We start from the raw sequence: 14,731 nt of genomic DNA on the forward strand, positions 1-14,731 counted from the left end.
GCCGCGCCGTCCCGCTTCGGCGTGCTCGCGCTCGCCGCCGCCCTCGAGCTCACCCAGGCGCTGCGCTCGCGCTGGACGCAGATCTTCGCCGTGGTCTTCGGCGCGCTCGCGCTCGCCGTCGCCGCCTCGGGATACGTGCTCTCGGGCGGCCAGGGGGTGCAGGACTTCGCACGCACCGCCGCCTCGCTGACCCAGCTCGTCCTGCTGCTGGTGCCGCTCACCGCGCTGCTGCTCGGGGTGCTCGCGCTCTGCCCGGAGCGCGGCTCGGCCGAGCTCCTCTTCTCACAGCCGGTCGGCCGCGGCACGCTGCTGCTCGGCCGCCTGCTCGGCCTGTTCGAGGCGCTGGCGGCGGCGCAGGCGGTGGGCTTCGGCGCGGCGGGCGCGGTGATCTTCGCGCGCGCCGGCGAAGAGGGCGCCTCGGGCTTCCTGCTGCTCGTCCTCTTCTCGTTCGCCCTCACCGCGATCTTCCTCGGCCTCGCCGCGCTCGTCTCCGCGGGGAGCTCGGCGCGGGGACGGGCGCGGTCGCTGGCGGTGGCGCTGGTCGTCTGGTTCGCCGCGGTGCTGCTCTACGACGTGGTGGCGCTCGCCCTCGCCTCGACGCTGCGCTCGGGCTCCGCCTCGCGCCTGCTCATCGTCTCGGTGCTGCTCAACCCGGTCGACGCGGTGCGCACCGGGGCTCTCCTCGCCGCCGAGGGCTCGACCGCCTTCGGCGCCGCCTCGCTCGCCTTCTTCCGCTTCACCGGCGGCGGCCTCGGCGCCGGCCTGGCGATCGCCGCCTCGCTGCTCGCCTGGCTGGTTCTGCCCACCTGGCTCGCGGCCCGCCGGCTCGCGCGCGCCGATCTCTGAGGCGGCGCGCCGACGCAAGGGGGCGGCCCTGGCCGTGGGCTAGGATCGCGACGATGCGTCGTCTCCATCCCGGGCAAGCGGGCCGACGGCCAGCCGTGGCGGTCGCCCTCCTCCTCGTCGCCGGCCTCGCGGGCTGCCGCTCGCTCGCCCCCGCTCCGCCCGGGCCGTCGCCGGAGCCGCGCTGGTTCCGCGGCAACGTCCACACCCACACGCTGTGGAGCGACGGCGACTCGGCACCGGAGGCGGTGGTGGACTGGTATGCCGCGCACGGCTACGACTTCCTGGTGATCTCGGACCACAACATCCTGCCGGAGGGGGAGTTCTGGCGGCAGATCGGCGTCGGCTACAAGCTGGCCCATCCCGAGCACGTCGCCGAGCTGCGCGCCCGCTACGGCGAGGGCGCGGTCGCCGTGCGCCCGCGCGCGGCGGGCGGGGAGGAGCTGCGGCTCGCGACGATGCGCGAGCTGCGGACGCGCTTCGAGCGGCCGGGCGGGTTCCTGCTGCTCACCGCCGAGGAGATCTCGGACCGCTTCGAGGGGCGCCCGATCCATCACGGCGCCGTCAACGTCGGGAGGAAGATCGCGCCGCCGGGGGGCGCGACGGTGCGCGAGCTCATGCGGCGGACGCTCGCGCTCGTCGCGGCCGAGGGGCGGCGCACGGGCCGGCCGGTGCTCGGCCATCTCAACCACCCGAACTACGAGTGGGGCGTCGCGGCCGAGGACCTCGCGGCGGTCGTCGAGGAGCGCTTCTTCGAGGTCTACAACGGCCTCCGCCTGGTGCGCAACGAGGGCGACGCGACGCACCGGAGCAGCGAGGCGATCTGGGATCACGTGCTGGCGGTTCGCCTCGCCGAGATGGCCGATGTCGAGGCCCCGCCGCTCTGGGCGCTCGCCACCGACGACGCGCACGACTTCCGGGAGATCCCCGGCGTGTCGAACCCGGGCCGCGGGTGGGTCGTCGTCCGCGCGACCGAGCTGACCCCGGACGCGATCCTCTCGGGCCTCCTCGCCGGCGACTTCTACGCCTCGAGCGGCGTCGCGCTGCGCGCGGTGGAGCGCAGCGACGAGGGGCTGGCGGTCGAGGTCGAGCCCGCGCCGGGAGTCGCCTACACGATCCGCTTCATCGGCACCCGCGGTCGTCCCGGCGACACGGTCGCCGACCTCGCGGTGGGCGAGACACTCGCCGAAGTGTCCGGCGTGCGCGCCGTCTACCGCTTCCGCGGCGACGAGCTCTACGTCCGCGCCGTGGTCGTCTCCGACCGCCGACACCCGAACGGCTACGCGGAGGGAGATCGCGAGACCGCCTGGACGCAGCCGGCGCTGCCCGGCCGGCCCGGCCGCTGACGGCCGGACCGGCGAGCCCTCCCCGCGTCGCTGATCTCGGTCATACTTCCGGCGCCGTCCAACGGATACCTTCGCTCTCGGGGAAGGGAGGGACGATGCTCTTGACGCTCAACCCGCGCGCGCTGTTCTGGGCGCTGGTGTGGACCGTGGGCCTGGCCGCCGCGGTGCCGCTCGGCTCGCGCAACCTGCAGAACTTCGACGGCGCGCTGGTGGCCTACCTCTTCGGCACCCTCTTCGCGTGCTTCGGCATCGTCTACCGCTACGCCGTCTGGCTCGACCGGCCGCCGACCAGGCTCTACTGGGGCGCCGGCTGGCGCCTGCTCTTCACGCGCCACTTCGTGTCGCAGGCCCTGGTTCTCCTCCGGCGCTTCGGCGGCGATCTCGTCGGCCAGACGTTCATCTTCCGTCGCTCCCCCTGGCGCGGAGTCGCGCATCTGCTGCTCTCGTGGGGCTGTCTCTCGGCCTTCGCCATCACCCTGCCGCTCACCTTCGGCTGGGTGCACTTCACGCTCGCCGCCGGGCGCACCGACATCTATGTCGCCCATCTCTTCGGCTTCGCCGCATTCGAGTTTCCGCTCCATTCGCTCGTCGCCCTCGGCCTCTTCCACGCCCTGAACGTCTCGTCGCTGCTGGTCATCGCCGGCGCTCTCTACTTCGTGCGACGGCGCCTCACCGACGGCGGGCTCCTCGCCACGCAGTCGTTCGACATGGACGTCCTGCCGCTCGTGCTGCTGCTGGCCGTCTCGGTGACCGGGCTCGGCCTGACCTGGGATTACGAGCTGATGCAGGGTCGGGCCCACGCCTTCATGGCGATCACGCACGCCATCACCGTGATCTTGCTGCTCGTCTGGCTGCCGTTCGGCAAGTTCTTCCACCTCTTCCAGCGTCCCGCCCAGCTCGGCGTGGCGCTCTACCGCCGGGCGGGCGAGGCCGGCGAGCAGGCCGTCTGCCCGCACACCGGCGAGGCGTTCGCGTCGCGGATGCACGTCGAGGACCTCAAGCAGGTGACGCGCGAGGTCGGATTCGACTTCACGCTCGCCGGCGGCGGATCGCACCTCGATCTGTCGCCGCAGGGCAAGCGCGCGGCTCTGGCGCGCGCTCACCTCGAGGCGCGGCGGCGCGCCGGCTCGCTGTTCGGCTGAGCACTGGAGCGACGACCATGGCCCGACTCCCGATTCCCGCCGAGCAGCTCGTCGAGCGCTTCGGTCCGCACCTCAACTATCCGCCGCCGGCAGGGTTTCCGGGGCGCTCCGAGCCCGATGCCGTCGTGCCGACCCACTGCTGCTTCTGCGGCATGCAGTGCGGCATCAAGCTCCTGGTCAAGGACAACCGCGTCGTCGGCTTCGACCCCTGGGAGGAGTTCCCGTTCAACGAGGGCCGGCTCTGTCCCAAGGGAGTCCAGCGCTATTTGCAGAACAACCACCCCGATCGCCTGCTCACGCCGCTCGAGCGGGTGGACGGAGAGGGGTTCCGCCCGCTCGACTGGACGCGCGCCTTCGACCGCGTCGAGAGCGAGGTGCGCCGCATCCAGGAGCGCCACGGACGGGACGCCTTCGCTCTCCTCTCGGGCGTGTCGCTCACCAACGAGAAGAGCTATCTCGTCGGCAAGCTCGCCCGCGTGGCGTTCAAGACGAAGAACCTCGACTACAACGGCCGCCTCTGCATGGTGAGCGCCGGCGCCGGGAACAAGAAGGCCTTCGGGCTCGACCGCGCGTCGAACACCTATGCCGACCTTGCCGGAGCCGAGGTGATCGTCGTCGCGGGTGCCAACGTCAGCGAGACCTTCCCGACGCTCATCCACTGGATCTGGCAGGCGCGCGACCGTGGCGCTCGCCTGATCGTCGTCGACCCGCGGATGACGCCGATCGCCCGCACCGCGGACCTGCACCTGCCGGTGCGCCCGGGACGCGACTCGGCGCTCTACGGGGCGATCCTCAAGCAGATGATCGACCACGACTGGATCGACCACGAGTTCGTCGACCAGCACACCAGCGGCTTCGCCGAAACGGCGGACGCCGTGGCCGGGTACGACCTCGCGTGGGCCGAAGAGGTCACCGGTGTGCCCCGCGAGTCGATCGCCCTCGCCGCGGAGTGGTGGGGCCGGGCGAAGACCAGCTTCCTGCTCCATGCCCGCGGCATCGAGCACCACACCAAGGGGGTCGACAACGTCGTCTCCTGCATCAACCTGGTGCTGGCGAGCGGCCGCATCGGTCGACCCAACTGCGGCTACGGCACCATCACCGGCCAGGGCAACGGCCAGGGCGGGCGCGAGCATGGTCACAAGTGCGACCAGCTCCCCGGGAACCGCGACATCGAGAATCCGGTTCACCGGCGGTACATCGCCGACGTCTGGGGGATCCCCGAGCCCGAGCTGCCGGGCAAGGGCCTCACCGCCTACGAGATCGTCGAGGCGATCCACCGCGGCGAGATCCGCGGCCTGCTCTCGATCTGCTTCAACCCGCTCGTCTCGCTGCCCAACAACGGCTTCGTCCGCGAGGCGCTCGAGAAGCTCGAGTTCTACGTCGCCATCGACTTCTTCCTCTCCGAAACGGCGCGCCACGCCGACCTCGTCCTCGCCGGCTCGCTGCACGAGGAAGAGGAGGGGACGGTCACCACCGCCGAGGGGCGAGTGACCCGCGTGCGCGCCGCGGTGACGCCTCCGGGAGAGGCGCGCACGGACACCTCGATCTTGCTCGAGATCGCTCGCCGTCTCGGGGCCGGCGACAAGTTCGTCTACGCCGACTCGGAGGCGATCTTCGACGAGCTGCGCGTGGCCTCGAAGGGCGGAACCGCCGACTACTTCGGCATCACCTACCGCAAGATCGAAGAGAACTTCGGTGTCTTCTGGCCCTGCCCGACGCTCGACCATCCGGGGACGCCACGGCTCTGGGAGGACCGCAAGTTCGCCACCGCCGACGGCCGGGCGCACTTCAACGCGGTGCGCTATCGCGACCCCGGCGAGGTCACCGACGAGGAGTTCCCGGTGATCCTCACCACCGGCCGAGTCGTCTCGCAGTACCTCTCCGGCACCCAGACGCGGCGCATCGGCAAGCTCGTCGAGCAGTACCCGGAGCCGTTGCTCGAGATCCACCCGCGCCTCGCGGCACGCTACGGCATCGCCGAGCGCGATCTGGTGCGGGTGGTGACGCGGCGCGGGGCGGCGGAGTTCCCGGCGCAGCTCGTCGAGACGATCCGCGAGGACACCGTCTTCGTCCCGTACCACTGGCCCGGTCGGCGCTCGGTCAACCAGCTCACCTCGGGCCACCTCGATCCGGTGTCGAAGATCCCCGAGTTCAAGGTGTGTGCCGCCCGCCTCGAACCCACCGGCCGCCAGGCCCCGTCCGCGCGCGAGGCCGCCGCGCACGCGAGCGTCTGATGGCGATCCCGGCCGACACCTCCTTCCGCACCGACCGCGAGTTTTTCGTCGACCCGCAGCGCTGCATCGGTTGTCACGCCTGCGAAATGGCGTGCGCCGAGTGCGAGACCAACGGACAGATCGCGATGATCAGCGTCGAGTACGTGCAGCGCGCCGCCAGCCCGCAGACCGCCGTGCAGATCTGCATGCACTGCGAGGAGCCGGCGTGCGCCGAGGTCTGCCCGGCCGACGCCATCTCCAAGGACGAGTTCGGCGTGGTGCACAGCGCCGCCACGGAACGCTGCATCGCCTGCTCGAACTGCGTTCTCGCCTGCCCCTTCGGGGTGCCGAAGAAGATCGAGCCGCAGCAGCTGATGATGAAGTGCAACCTCTGCTACGACCGCACCAGCGCCGGCCGCAAGCCGATGTGCGCGACGGTCTGCCCCAGCGGGGCGCTCTCTTACGGTACGCGCGACGAGATCGCCGCGGCGCGCCCGGGGAGCGACCCGGTCTCGGTCTTCCGCTTCGGCGAGCAGACGGTCCGCACGCGGGTCCACGTGATGATGCCGAAGGGCAGTCACCTGCTGGTCGTCGACTGACGGCCGCGGGGCAAGGAGCAGCCGCATGAGCGAAGAGGATCGACTGCCGCCGCGCCCGGCCTGGCGCACCGACTTCCCGGTGGAGCGCGTCGAGGCGCAGCACGTCAGCCGGCGCGAGTTCGCCAAGTACCTGGTCCTGGTCTCCGGTGGGTTCACCGCCGGCAGCGCGGTGATCGCGGTCAAGGACGATCTGGTCGCCGCGCCCCGGCTGCCGGCCGGCGGAACGCGGCTCTGTGCCGTCGCCGAGCTGCCGGTCGGCAGCAGCCGACCGTTCGTCGTCCCGGGGACGACCGTGCCGGCGTTCGTCGTCCGCCTCGACGAGACGACCTTCCGCGCCTTCGAGACGAAGTGCACGCATCTCTCCTGCGCCGTCGTCTACTCGGCGGCGAACGGACGGATCGAGTGCCCCTGTCACAACGGGGCGTTCGACGCCCGCAGCGGGGCCGTGTTGCAGGGGCCGCCGCCGCGTCCGCTGCGCCGCTTCGCCGTCGTGGTACGCGACGGCGATCTGGTGCTCACCGGCGAGGAGGCGTCGTGAGCGACTTCCGCCGTGCCCAGTCGCAGGCGCACCCGACGAAGACGAACCTGGTGCTCGCCGGGGTGATCGCCCTCCTGGTGATGATCGTCTCGCTGCAGATCTGGCTCCTGGTGGCCGGTCTCAACACCGCTCTCGGCGGCGACCGCTCGATCGTCTGGCCGGCCTTCTATGCCTCGCTCGCCCTCTTCCTGGCCGGCGCCGGATTGCTGCGCTTCCTGCCGCAGCCGTTGCGCGCGGTGGCACGGCCGGCCGAACGTGCCGAGCCGTTCCCCGACGCGGCACTCGCCTGGCGGACGCTCGCGGTGAGCGTCGCCGCGCTCGCGCTCTCGTTCAGCGTCTGGTTCCTCTGGTCGGCGGTGACGGTCCGCCTGCGCGACGCCGGGTTCGCCATCACCAAGCAGCAGGCGTTCTGGCTGACGGCGACGCCGACGGTGCTCGGCTCGCTGCTGCGGATCCCGTACGGGCTGCTGGTCTCGCGCTTCGGCAGCCGGCGGAGCTATGCGGCGGTGACGCTCGCCTTGCTCGTCCCCTGCGTCGGCGCCGGGCGAGCGCTCGCCGATCCGACGACCTCCTTCGGCTGGCTGCTCTTCTGGGCCGCGGTGACCGGCATCGCCGGGGCGAACTTCGCCACCTCGATGGGCGTGGTGAACCTCTGGTTTCCGAAGCAGCGGCAAGGCGCGGCGCTCGGCGTCAACGGTCTCGGCAATCTCGGCGTGACGATCGCCCAGCTCACCGTTCCGGCCGTGGTCGGCGCCGCTCTCTTCGGAGCGCTCGCCGGTTCGGGGCAGACGACGACGCTCGCCGGCGGCGCGACGAAGACGGTCTATCTGCAGAACGCCGCCTACGTCTGGATCCCCTTCGTGCTTCTCTGCGCCGCGGCGATCTGGTTCTGGACGAAGGACTACCCGATGCCGCCGAAGACGCTCGCCTCGCAGCTGCGGGTCGCCCGCGACGCGCACACCTGGGCGATCTCGCTGCTCTACTTCCTCACCTTCGGTTGCTTCGTGGCGATGGGCTCGTCGCTGCCGCTGGTCATCCGCGAGGTCTTCGCCAAGGCGCCCGGCGGGGCGCCGAACCCGCTCGCCTATGCGCCGTTCGCGCCGCTGGTGGCGACGCTGGCGCGCCCGCTCGGCGGCTGGGCGGCGGACCGCTGGGGCGCCGGCCGGATGACGGCGATCGCCGTGGCGGTGATGGCGGTCGGCGGCTTCAGTCTCTCGGCCTATCTCGCCCCGGACGCGTTCGCGGGGTTCTTCGCGACGATTCTGGTGATCTGCGCCGCGTCGGGCTTCGGCAACGGCTCGGTGTTCAAGATCATCCCGGTGGTCAATCCGCGCGAAGCCGGCGCGGTGATCGGCTTCGTGAGCTGCCTCGGTGCCTTCGGCGGCTTCTTCCCGCCGATCTTTCTCGGCTGGTGCCTCGACCGCTTCGGCACCCCGGTGGCCGCCTACACCGCGATGGCGCTCTTCGCGCTCGGCGTCTTCGCCGTCAACGGCTGGCTGTACTGGCGGCGCGAGTCGCCGAGCCACTGCTGAGCGCCGCGCTCGGTTGACGCGTGGCGCGCAGCGCGACAGACTCGCGGCGTCGGAGCCTAGGGGTGGCCGTCACGGCCTGAGAACAGACCCTCCGAACCTGATCCGGTTGAGACCGGCGTAGGGAAGGCGACGCAGGGCCGGACGTCCGGCCCCGCACTTCGAAACCCCTCCGAGGTTCCGCTTCTCGAGTCCCCGCGACGCGGGGAGGGAGGCGCGCATGTGCCATGAGTTTCGTCGTTCCCGCCCGTGCGGCGCGGCCCGGTGGGCCGCCATGCTGCTCGGATTCCTGTCCTTCGCCGCCGTGGCCTGGGCCGCCGGCGTCCGCGGCACGGTGCGGGACGCCACCGGCACGCCGGTCGCCGGCGCGCGGATCGCGCTCGACGGCCGCGAGGTGGCGCCGAGCGGCGCCGACGGCGGCTTCGTCCTTCCGCCGGCGAGCGGCGCGCGGAGACTGGTCGTCCAGGCGCCCGGCTTCGCGCGGCTCGAACGAGCGCTCGCCGCCGACGAGAGCGAGCTCGCGCTCGTCCTCGAGCCGGCGCTGCGTGTCGCGGAGGATCTCGTCGTGCGCGCGGTCCGGGCGGCCGAGGCGGCACCGGTGACGCAGAGCGAGATCGCCCCCGAACGGATCGCCGCGCTCGCCTACGGACAGGAGATGCCGTTCCTGCTCGCCGAGACGCCGGCGGTGGCGAGCTACTCGGAGAGCGGCCTCGCCCTCGGCGCCGGGTACTCCTACTTCTCGTTGCGCGGTCTTCCGCAGTCGCGGCTCAACATGACCTTCGACGGCGTGCCGCTCAATGATCCCGAGGAGTCGGCCGTGTACTTCGCCAACTTCGGCGACTTCGCCGCGGCGGTGGACTCGCTCGAGGTGCAGCGCGGCGTCGGCACCTCGACCTTCGGCTCGGCGGCCTACGGCGGAGCGATCTCGTTCGGCAGCGTGGCGCTCGCCGAAGAGCGCGGTCTCTCGCTCGAGCTCGCCGGCGGCTCCTACGGCACGACGCGCGGGAGCCTGCGCGTCGAAAGCGGTCGCCTCGCCTCCGGCGTCGCCCTCTACGGCCGCTACTCCGACCTCGACAGCGACGGCTACCGCGAGCACTCGGGGATGCACCAGCGGACGCTCTTCCTCGGCGGCGACTGGCGCGGCGAAGAGACCTACGTGCGCTTCTTCGGCTTCAAGGGGAAGGAGGAGTCGCAGCTCTCCTATTACGCCGTCGAGCCCTGGGTGCTCGCGGCGAGCCCGCGATTCAACCCGATGCAGCCGGAGGAGACCGACGGCTTCGGCCAGGATCTCGCCTATCTCCAGGTCGGCCGGCGCCTCGCGGGTGGCACGGAGGTCGCCGCCCAGCTCTACACGAGCGGCGCGAGCGGCGCGCTCCACCTGTTCGACGATCCGGTCGGCAAGGCCGGTCGCCGGGAGGCCGGAATCGACGGGCGGACCGTCGGCGTCCAGCTCACCGGCTCGTTTTCCGGCGACGGCTGGCAGCTCGCCACCGGGCTCCACGGGGCGACCTTCGCGCGCGATCACTTCGCCTCGCTCGACGGCGTCGCGCAGTACGCCAACACCGGGCGCAAGCGCGAGCTCTCGGCGTTCGCCAAGCTCGGCGTCGACCTCGCTCCGCGCTGGCACCTCTTCGCCGACCTCCAGGTGCGCCACGCCCGCTTCGCCTACGACGGCTCGGTCGACCTCGCGCCGGTCGCCTGGACCTTCGTCAATCCGAAGCTCGGTGTGCGGCTGGCGCTCTCCGGGCGCGCCGGGCTCTATCTGTCCGTCGGTCGCGCCGAGCGCGAGCCGGCGCGCAACGACCTGCTCGAAGGGGAGGACGACCTCACCACGCCGGTCGACCTCACGGCGGTCCGGCCGGAGCAGGTCGTCGACGTCGAGCTCGGCGGCGACTTCCGGAGCGAGCAGTTCAGCCTGCGCGGCAACCTCTACGCGATGGAGTTTCGTCACGAGATCGCCGCCACCGGCGAGCAGTCGGCGCTCGGCTACGCGATCCGCCGCAACCTGCCGCGCAGCCACCGCCGCGGGATCGAGCTCGAGGTCGCCTGGCAGGCGGCGACCCGCCTGACCGTGCGGGGCACCGCCAACGTCGCCGAGAACCGGATCGAGCGGTGGACGCAGGAGCTCGACGTCTACGACGCCGCCGGCGAGTGGATCGGCCGCGCGCGGCGGACCTTCCGCGACATGCGGCCGGCCCTCTCGCCGGAGCGCATCGTCGGTGCGAGCCTCGAATGGCGCCCCCTCGACCCGCTCGTCGTCGAGCTCTCCGGTCGCTGGGTCGGTCGTTCGCAGCTCGACAACACCGGCGATCGCCGCCTCTCGGCCGACCCCTACGCCTGGTCGGACCTCGCGGTGCGGCTCGACCTCGCGCCGTGGGTGTCGCTGGGTCGCCCGAAGCTCCGGCTGCAGGTCGGCAACCTCTTCGATGCCGAGCGCGTCTGGCCTTCCGGCTACTCCTATCCGTACCTCGTCGACAACGGTGCGGGCGCGCTGCGACTCGACGGCGTGCCGTACTACTACCCGATGGCACGGCGCCACGCGGTCCTTGCGCTCGAGCTCTCGTTCTAGGGCCCGGCAGTGAGCGATCCGCTCGAGATCCTCGGTGTGGCGACGGGCGTCGTCGCCGTCTGGCTGACGGTCCGCCAGATCGTCTGGTGCTGGCCGCTCGGCCTCGTCAACGTGGCGCTCTTCTCCGTCGTCTTCACTCGCGCTCGGCTCTACGCCGACGCCGGGCTGCAGGTCGTCTACTTCGCCCTCTGCGCCTACGGCTGGTGGGCCTGGCGGCACGGCGGGGGGGATCACGGGCCGCTCGCCGTCTCGCGCATGCCGCGCCGGACGGCGGTCGCGCTGGCCCTCGGCGCCCTCGCCTTCGCCGCGGCGCTCGGCCTGCTGCTCGACCGGACGACCGATGCCGCGCTGCCGTTCCTCGACGCGGCGCTCGCCGCCGGCAGTCTCGCCGCGCAGTGGATGCAGGCGCGCAAGTGGCTGGAGAACTGGACAGTCTGGATCGCCGTGGATACCGTCTACGTCGGCATGTACCTCACCAAGGGGCTCCACCTGACCGCCGGGCTCTACCTGGGCTTCCTCGTCCTCGCCGCGCTCGGGCTGCGCGAGTGGTCGCGCCCGAGCGGGGAGGGCGTCGTCGCATGAGCGCCGACCCGGGCCGGACCCCGCGCGAGGCGACGCGGCGCGCGACCCTCCGCGTCGTCGTCACCGGCCCGGAGTGCACCGGCAAGACGACCCTCGCTCGCCGTCTCGCCACGCGCTTCGCGGCGCCCTGCGTCTCCGAGCAGGCGCGCCTCTACGCGGCGGCGCACTCGCGGCCGCTCCATGCCACCGATGTCGAGCCGATCGCCCTCGGCTTCCTCGCCGCCCAGGCGATCGCCACGCGCGAGGTGCCGCCGCTGCTCGTCCTCGACACCGACCTCGTCAGCACGGTGGTCTACGCCCGCCACTACTACGGCGCCTGCGCCGCGTGGATCGAAGACGAAGCTCGCCGTCGCACCGCCGACCTCTACCTCCTCCATCTGCCCGACGTCCCCTGGATCCCCGAGCCCGGTCAACGCGAAGGCGCCGACCGCCGTGCCGAGCAGCTCGCCCTCTTCCGCGCCGAGCTCGCGGCGATCGACGCCCCCGTCGTCGAGATCGCCGGCGGCTGGGAGCTGCGCGAAGAGCGGGCGGTCACGGCGGTAGAACGGCTGGTCCTCCGGGCCGGGCTCGGCGGCCAGGTCCCCTGAAGCCGCGAGGTGCGCCGACGCCAGGCGGTCCGCGTTCGTGGCAGGATCGACCGGAGGCGATTCGTGTCGACGGCAACTCGGGGATCCATCTGCCGGCGGTGGGCGCGATCGAGCGCGCTCGGTGGCGCGGCCGTCCTGCTCGCCGCGCTGGCGTGGGCCGAGACGCCGCCGCGCTACGGGGAGACGCTCGAGGTGCGGCGGACGCTCTTCGACGTGCGGGTCCTCGACCGGCACGGTGAGGCGGTCGTCGGGCTCGGGCCGCGCGACTTCGAGCTCACGGTCGACGGCGAGCCGGTCGCCGTCGAGGCGGTGGAGTGGAACGGCCCGCCTCCGACACCGTTCGTGTCGACGGCGCTCGACGGCTCGACCCCTGCCGCAGCGGCGGAGCCGGCGCCGCGCTGGGTGGTGCTGTTCTTCCAGATCGACCTGCACCCGTCGCGCGCCACCGGGTTGCTGCGGCTGGCCTCGCACGTCGCGCGTCTCGTCGATCAGCTCGACCCGGGCGATCGCGTCGCGGTGCTCACCTTCCGCTCCCATCTCGCGCTGCACCTCGACTTCACCACCGACCGGGCGGCGTTGCGGCGCGCGGTCAACCCGCTCGCGCTGCTCGCCGAGCCGGCACCGGCGCCGCCGCGGGAGGGTGCGTTGCTCGCCGGTCTGCTCGATCCGCGCGCGGCCCGCGCGGCGGCGCGACCGGAACGCGGCCTGCTGCTCGTGGCGCGTGCCCTCGCCGCGCTCCCGGGCAGCAAGTCCCTGGCCCTGCTGGGCTGGGGGCTCGGCGAGCTGCGCGGCGGCGCGGTGTGGATGGGCGGCGACTACCCGGCGGCACGAGGGACGCTTGCCGCCTCCCACACGGCGGTGTTCGCGCTCGACCTCACCGGGGCCGACTGGCACTCGCTCGAAGTGGGCCTGCAGAGCGTGGCCGACGACACGGGCGGCTTCTACGCCAAGACCCACGTCTTTCCGGCTGCGGCCATGTCGCGCCTGCGCGGCGCGCTCGCCGGAAGCTACGTGCTCGTCTTCGACCGCTCGACCAGCCGGGGCGGTACGCACCATGTCGAGGTCCGCGTGCCGTCCCTCCGCGGAGCGACCGTGCTCGCACGAGCGACGATCGACGACTGAGCCGGGAAACCTCAGTTCGCTTCTCCTGCGACGCCGCATCTGGTCGCCCCGACAGGCCTCCTCGCGGTTCACCGCCTGCGGCGTATCGTCCGGATACGCCTCGGCGTCGATCCGCAGCGGGGGCCCGCCAGGACAGCCAACTGCGCCGTCTCGCGACGAACCGAGCTGAGGTTTCCCGGCTGAGGCTCGGGTGCGCCGGGCTGGCGGCAGCGCAACCCGCCGGCGGCCGCGGCCGGCGATCGGTCGCCAGCCGACGCGACCCGACATTTGACCGACCGGGTGCTTGGCGTCACAATGACGTCTTCCGATGACAGGAGGGGGCGCGATGATGCGAAGAGGCTTCGGTGGGGTCGTGATGGTGAGTCTTGTGTTGTTCGCGGCGGCGGGTGCCTTTGCCGCGGGGGAACGGGCGGACGTGTCGCTCCCCGGAGGCCCGGCGAAGAGCCCGGTCGTCCACCCCGCGCCGTCCGGCACCGCGCCGGCCAACGACGACTGTACGGGCGCGATCGCGATCGGTGCCTTCCCGTTCTCCTCCACGGTCGACACCACGGCCGCCACGATCGGCACGGAGCCGGCCGCCGAGTGCACCGATACCGGTGCCACCATCTGGTATCGCTACACCAACAACAGCGGCTACATGCAGGCGATCAGCGCGAACACCTTCGCCAGCGACCCGATGGACACGGTGCTCGAAGCGTTCACCGGAACCTGCGCGGCGTTGGTGCCGCTCGCCTGCAACGACGACGCCTCGGGTCTGCAGTCGGCGGTCAGCTTCCAGATCGCGGCCGGACAGACGGTCTACCTCCGGGCCGGCGGATTCCAGGGGGAGACCGGGAACCTCACGCTCGATGTGCCGTCGGCCATCACCTACACCTGCCCCGAGATCGCGATCGCCGGCGTGCTCGGCTCGGGCAGCCCGAGCCATCCGGGGACCTCGGGGACGCAGAATGCTCGTCTCAACCGGAACGGGATCGCCTCGACCTGCGACACCCCGAAGGCCTGCAACATTTTCGCCACCGGTACCTTCAACTACGACGCCTACACGCTCGCCAACGAGTCGGGCGACCCGCAGTGCGTGTCGGTCGAGCTCGAGGTGACGGACGAGACCGGGTGCAACCTGGAGTCCGACGCCTACCTCGGTTCGTTCGATCCGGCGAACATCTGCACCAACTATCTGGCCGACCCGGGACTCAGCTCGGGGACGCCGCCCACCAACACGAACATGAGCTTCGAGGTACCGAGCGGCGGGAACCTGGTCATCGACGTGCACTCGACCAACGCCGGGGAGCTCGGCTGCAACTACGTGGTGCACGTGCTCGGCAACACCTGTCCTCAGGTTTCGGTGATCGAAGTGCCGACCCTCGACCACTGGGGGCTCGGCGCGCTTGCCGCGCTTCTGCTCGGCGGTGCGCTCTTCCTGCTCTCGCGCCAGCGCCGCGCCGCCTGACCTGACGACGACTCGAGCACCGCAGTCGAACGAGCCCGCCGAACGGCGGGCTCGTTTCGTTTGCGGTGGAACGGACGACCGGATCCTCGGGTGCTCCGGATCGCCGGCGGGAACCGGCGTCCTCCAGCCCCCGTCGCCCTTGACACCCGCAGCGCCCGGAGCTACGTTGCCCAGGCGCGTTTCTCGGGGAGGTTGAATCGATGAGCCCGTCCAA

At 72.0% G+C, this 14,731-nt stretch carries 12 protein-coding genes and 1 riboswitch; all 12 genes read left to right on the forward strand.

Annotated elements, in window-relative coordinates; genetic code table 11:
• Positions 1–21: 21 nt before the first annotated feature.
• The 12 genes from IPJ17_07305 (at position 22) to IPJ17_07360 (ending at position 14,517) form a co-directional block, all read left to right on the forward strand.
• Positions 22–846 (forward strand): ABC transporter permease subunit, encoded by an 825-nt coding sequence (locus IPJ17_07305; GenBank protein ID QQR76113.1) that lies wholly within the window; start codon positions 22–24, stop codon positions 844–846.
• 53 nt (positions 847–899) lie between these two features.
• Positions 900–2,189, forward strand: a complete 1,290-nt coding sequence (locus IPJ17_07310) for a histidinol-phosphatase (protein ID QQR75374.1) — start codon at positions 900–902, stop codon at positions 2,187–2,189.
• Between the two features lie 95 nt (positions 2,190–2,284).
• Complete coding sequence (locus IPJ17_07315) at positions 2,285–3,331, forward strand: MFS transporter (GenBank protein ID QQR75375.1); 1,047 nt, start codon at positions 2,285–2,287, stop codon at positions 3,329–3,331.
• Positions 3,332–3,348: 17 nt separating this feature from the next.
• Complete coding sequence (locus IPJ17_07320) at positions 3,349–5,565, forward strand: molybdopterin oxidoreductase family protein (GenBank protein ID QQR75376.1); 2,217 nt, start codon at positions 3,349–3,351, stop codon at positions 5,563–5,565.
• Positions 5,565–6,143, forward strand: coding sequence for a 4Fe-4S binding protein (locus IPJ17_07325; protein QQR75377.1), 579 nt, complete (start codon positions 5,565–5,567; stop codon positions 6,141–6,143). The genes IPJ17_07320 and IPJ17_07325 overlap by 1 nt, the downstream gene beginning before the upstream one ends.
• A gap of 25 nt (positions 6,144–6,168) precedes the next feature.
• Positions 6,169–6,681 (forward strand): Rieske (2Fe-2S) protein, encoded by a 513-nt coding sequence (locus IPJ17_07330; GenBank protein ID QQR75378.1) that lies wholly within the window; start codon positions 6,169–6,171, stop codon positions 6,679–6,681.
• Entirely contained in the window at positions 6,678–8,213 is a 1,536-nt protein-coding gene (locus tag IPJ17_07335) for a NarK/NasA family nitrate transporter (protein ID QQR75379.1), read from the forward strand. The genes IPJ17_07330 and IPJ17_07335 overlap by 4 nt, the downstream gene beginning before the upstream one ends.
• A 48-nt stretch (positions 8,214–8,261) precedes the next feature.
• Positions 8,262–8,354: riboswitch (TPP riboswitch) on the forward strand.
• Between the two features lie 76 nt (positions 8,355–8,430).
• Positions 8,431–10,779 (forward strand): TonB-dependent receptor, encoded by a 2,349-nt coding sequence (locus IPJ17_07340; protein QQR75380.1) that lies wholly within the window; start codon positions 8,431–8,433, stop codon positions 10,777–10,779.
• 9 nt (positions 10,780–10,788) lie between these two features.
• Positions 10,789–11,361, forward strand: coding sequence for a nicotinamide mononucleotide transporter (locus IPJ17_07345; GenBank protein ID QQR75381.1), 573 nt, complete (start codon positions 10,789–10,791; stop codon positions 11,359–11,361).
• Entirely contained in the window at positions 11,358–11,948 is a 591-nt protein-coding gene (locus tag IPJ17_07350; GenBank protein ID QQR75382.1) for an ATP-binding protein, read from the forward strand. The genes IPJ17_07345 and IPJ17_07350 overlap by 4 nt, the downstream gene beginning before the upstream one ends.
• Before the next feature lie 63 nt (positions 11,949–12,011).
• Complete coding sequence (locus tag IPJ17_07355) at positions 12,012–13,070, forward strand: hypothetical protein (GenBank protein ID QQR75383.1); 1,059 nt, start codon at positions 12,012–12,014, stop codon at positions 13,068–13,070.
• A gap of 325 nt (positions 13,071–13,395) precedes the next feature.
• The gene (locus IPJ17_07360; protein ID QQR75384.1) at positions 13,396–14,517 is read left to right on the forward strand and encodes an IPTL-CTERM sorting domain-containing protein; all 1,122 of its coding nucleotides are present in this window, start codon (positions 13,396–13,398) and stop codon (positions 14,515–14,517) included.
• The last annotated feature ends 214 nt before the right edge of the window (positions 14,518–14,731 follow it).

The sequence above is a fragment of the Holophagales bacterium genome, assembly GCA_016699405.1.
Lineage (GTDB): Bacteria > Acidobacteriota > Thermoanaerobaculia > Multivoradales > JAGPDF01 > JAAYLR01.

Excerpts from the sequence above, each read along its gene's own strand:
- IPJ17_07310 (QQR75374.1), top strand. The coding sequence starts at position 900 with ATGCGTCGTCTCCATCCCGGGCAAGCGGGCCGACGGCCAGCCGTGGCG.
- IPJ17_07350 (QQR75382.1), top strand. The coding sequence starts at position 11,358 with ATGAGCGCCGACCCGGGCCGGACCCCGCGCGAGGCGACGCGGCGCGCG.
- IPJ17_07325 (QQR75377.1), top strand. The coding sequence starts at position 5,565 with ATGGCGATCCCGGCCGACACCTCCTTCCGCACCGACCGCGAGTTTTTC.
- IPJ17_07340 (QQR75380.1), top strand. The coding sequence starts at position 8,431 with ATGTGCCATGAGTTTCGTCGTTCCCGCCCGTGCGGCGCGGCCCGGTGG.
- IPJ17_07360 (QQR75384.1), top strand. The coding sequence starts at position 13,396 with ATGATGCGAAGAGGCTTCGGTGGGGTCGTGATGGTGAGTCTTGTGTTG.
- IPJ17_07315 (QQR75375.1), top strand. The coding sequence starts at position 2,285 with ATGCTCTTGACGCTCAACCCGCGCGCGCTGTTCTGGGCGCTGGTGTGG.
- IPJ17_07320 (QQR75376.1), top strand. The coding sequence starts at position 3,349 with ATGGCCCGACTCCCGATTCCCGCCGAGCAGCTCGTCGAGCGCTTCGGT.
- IPJ17_07330 (QQR75378.1), top strand. The coding sequence starts at position 6,169 with ATGAGCGAAGAGGATCGACTGCCGCCGCGCCCGGCCTGGCGCACCGAC.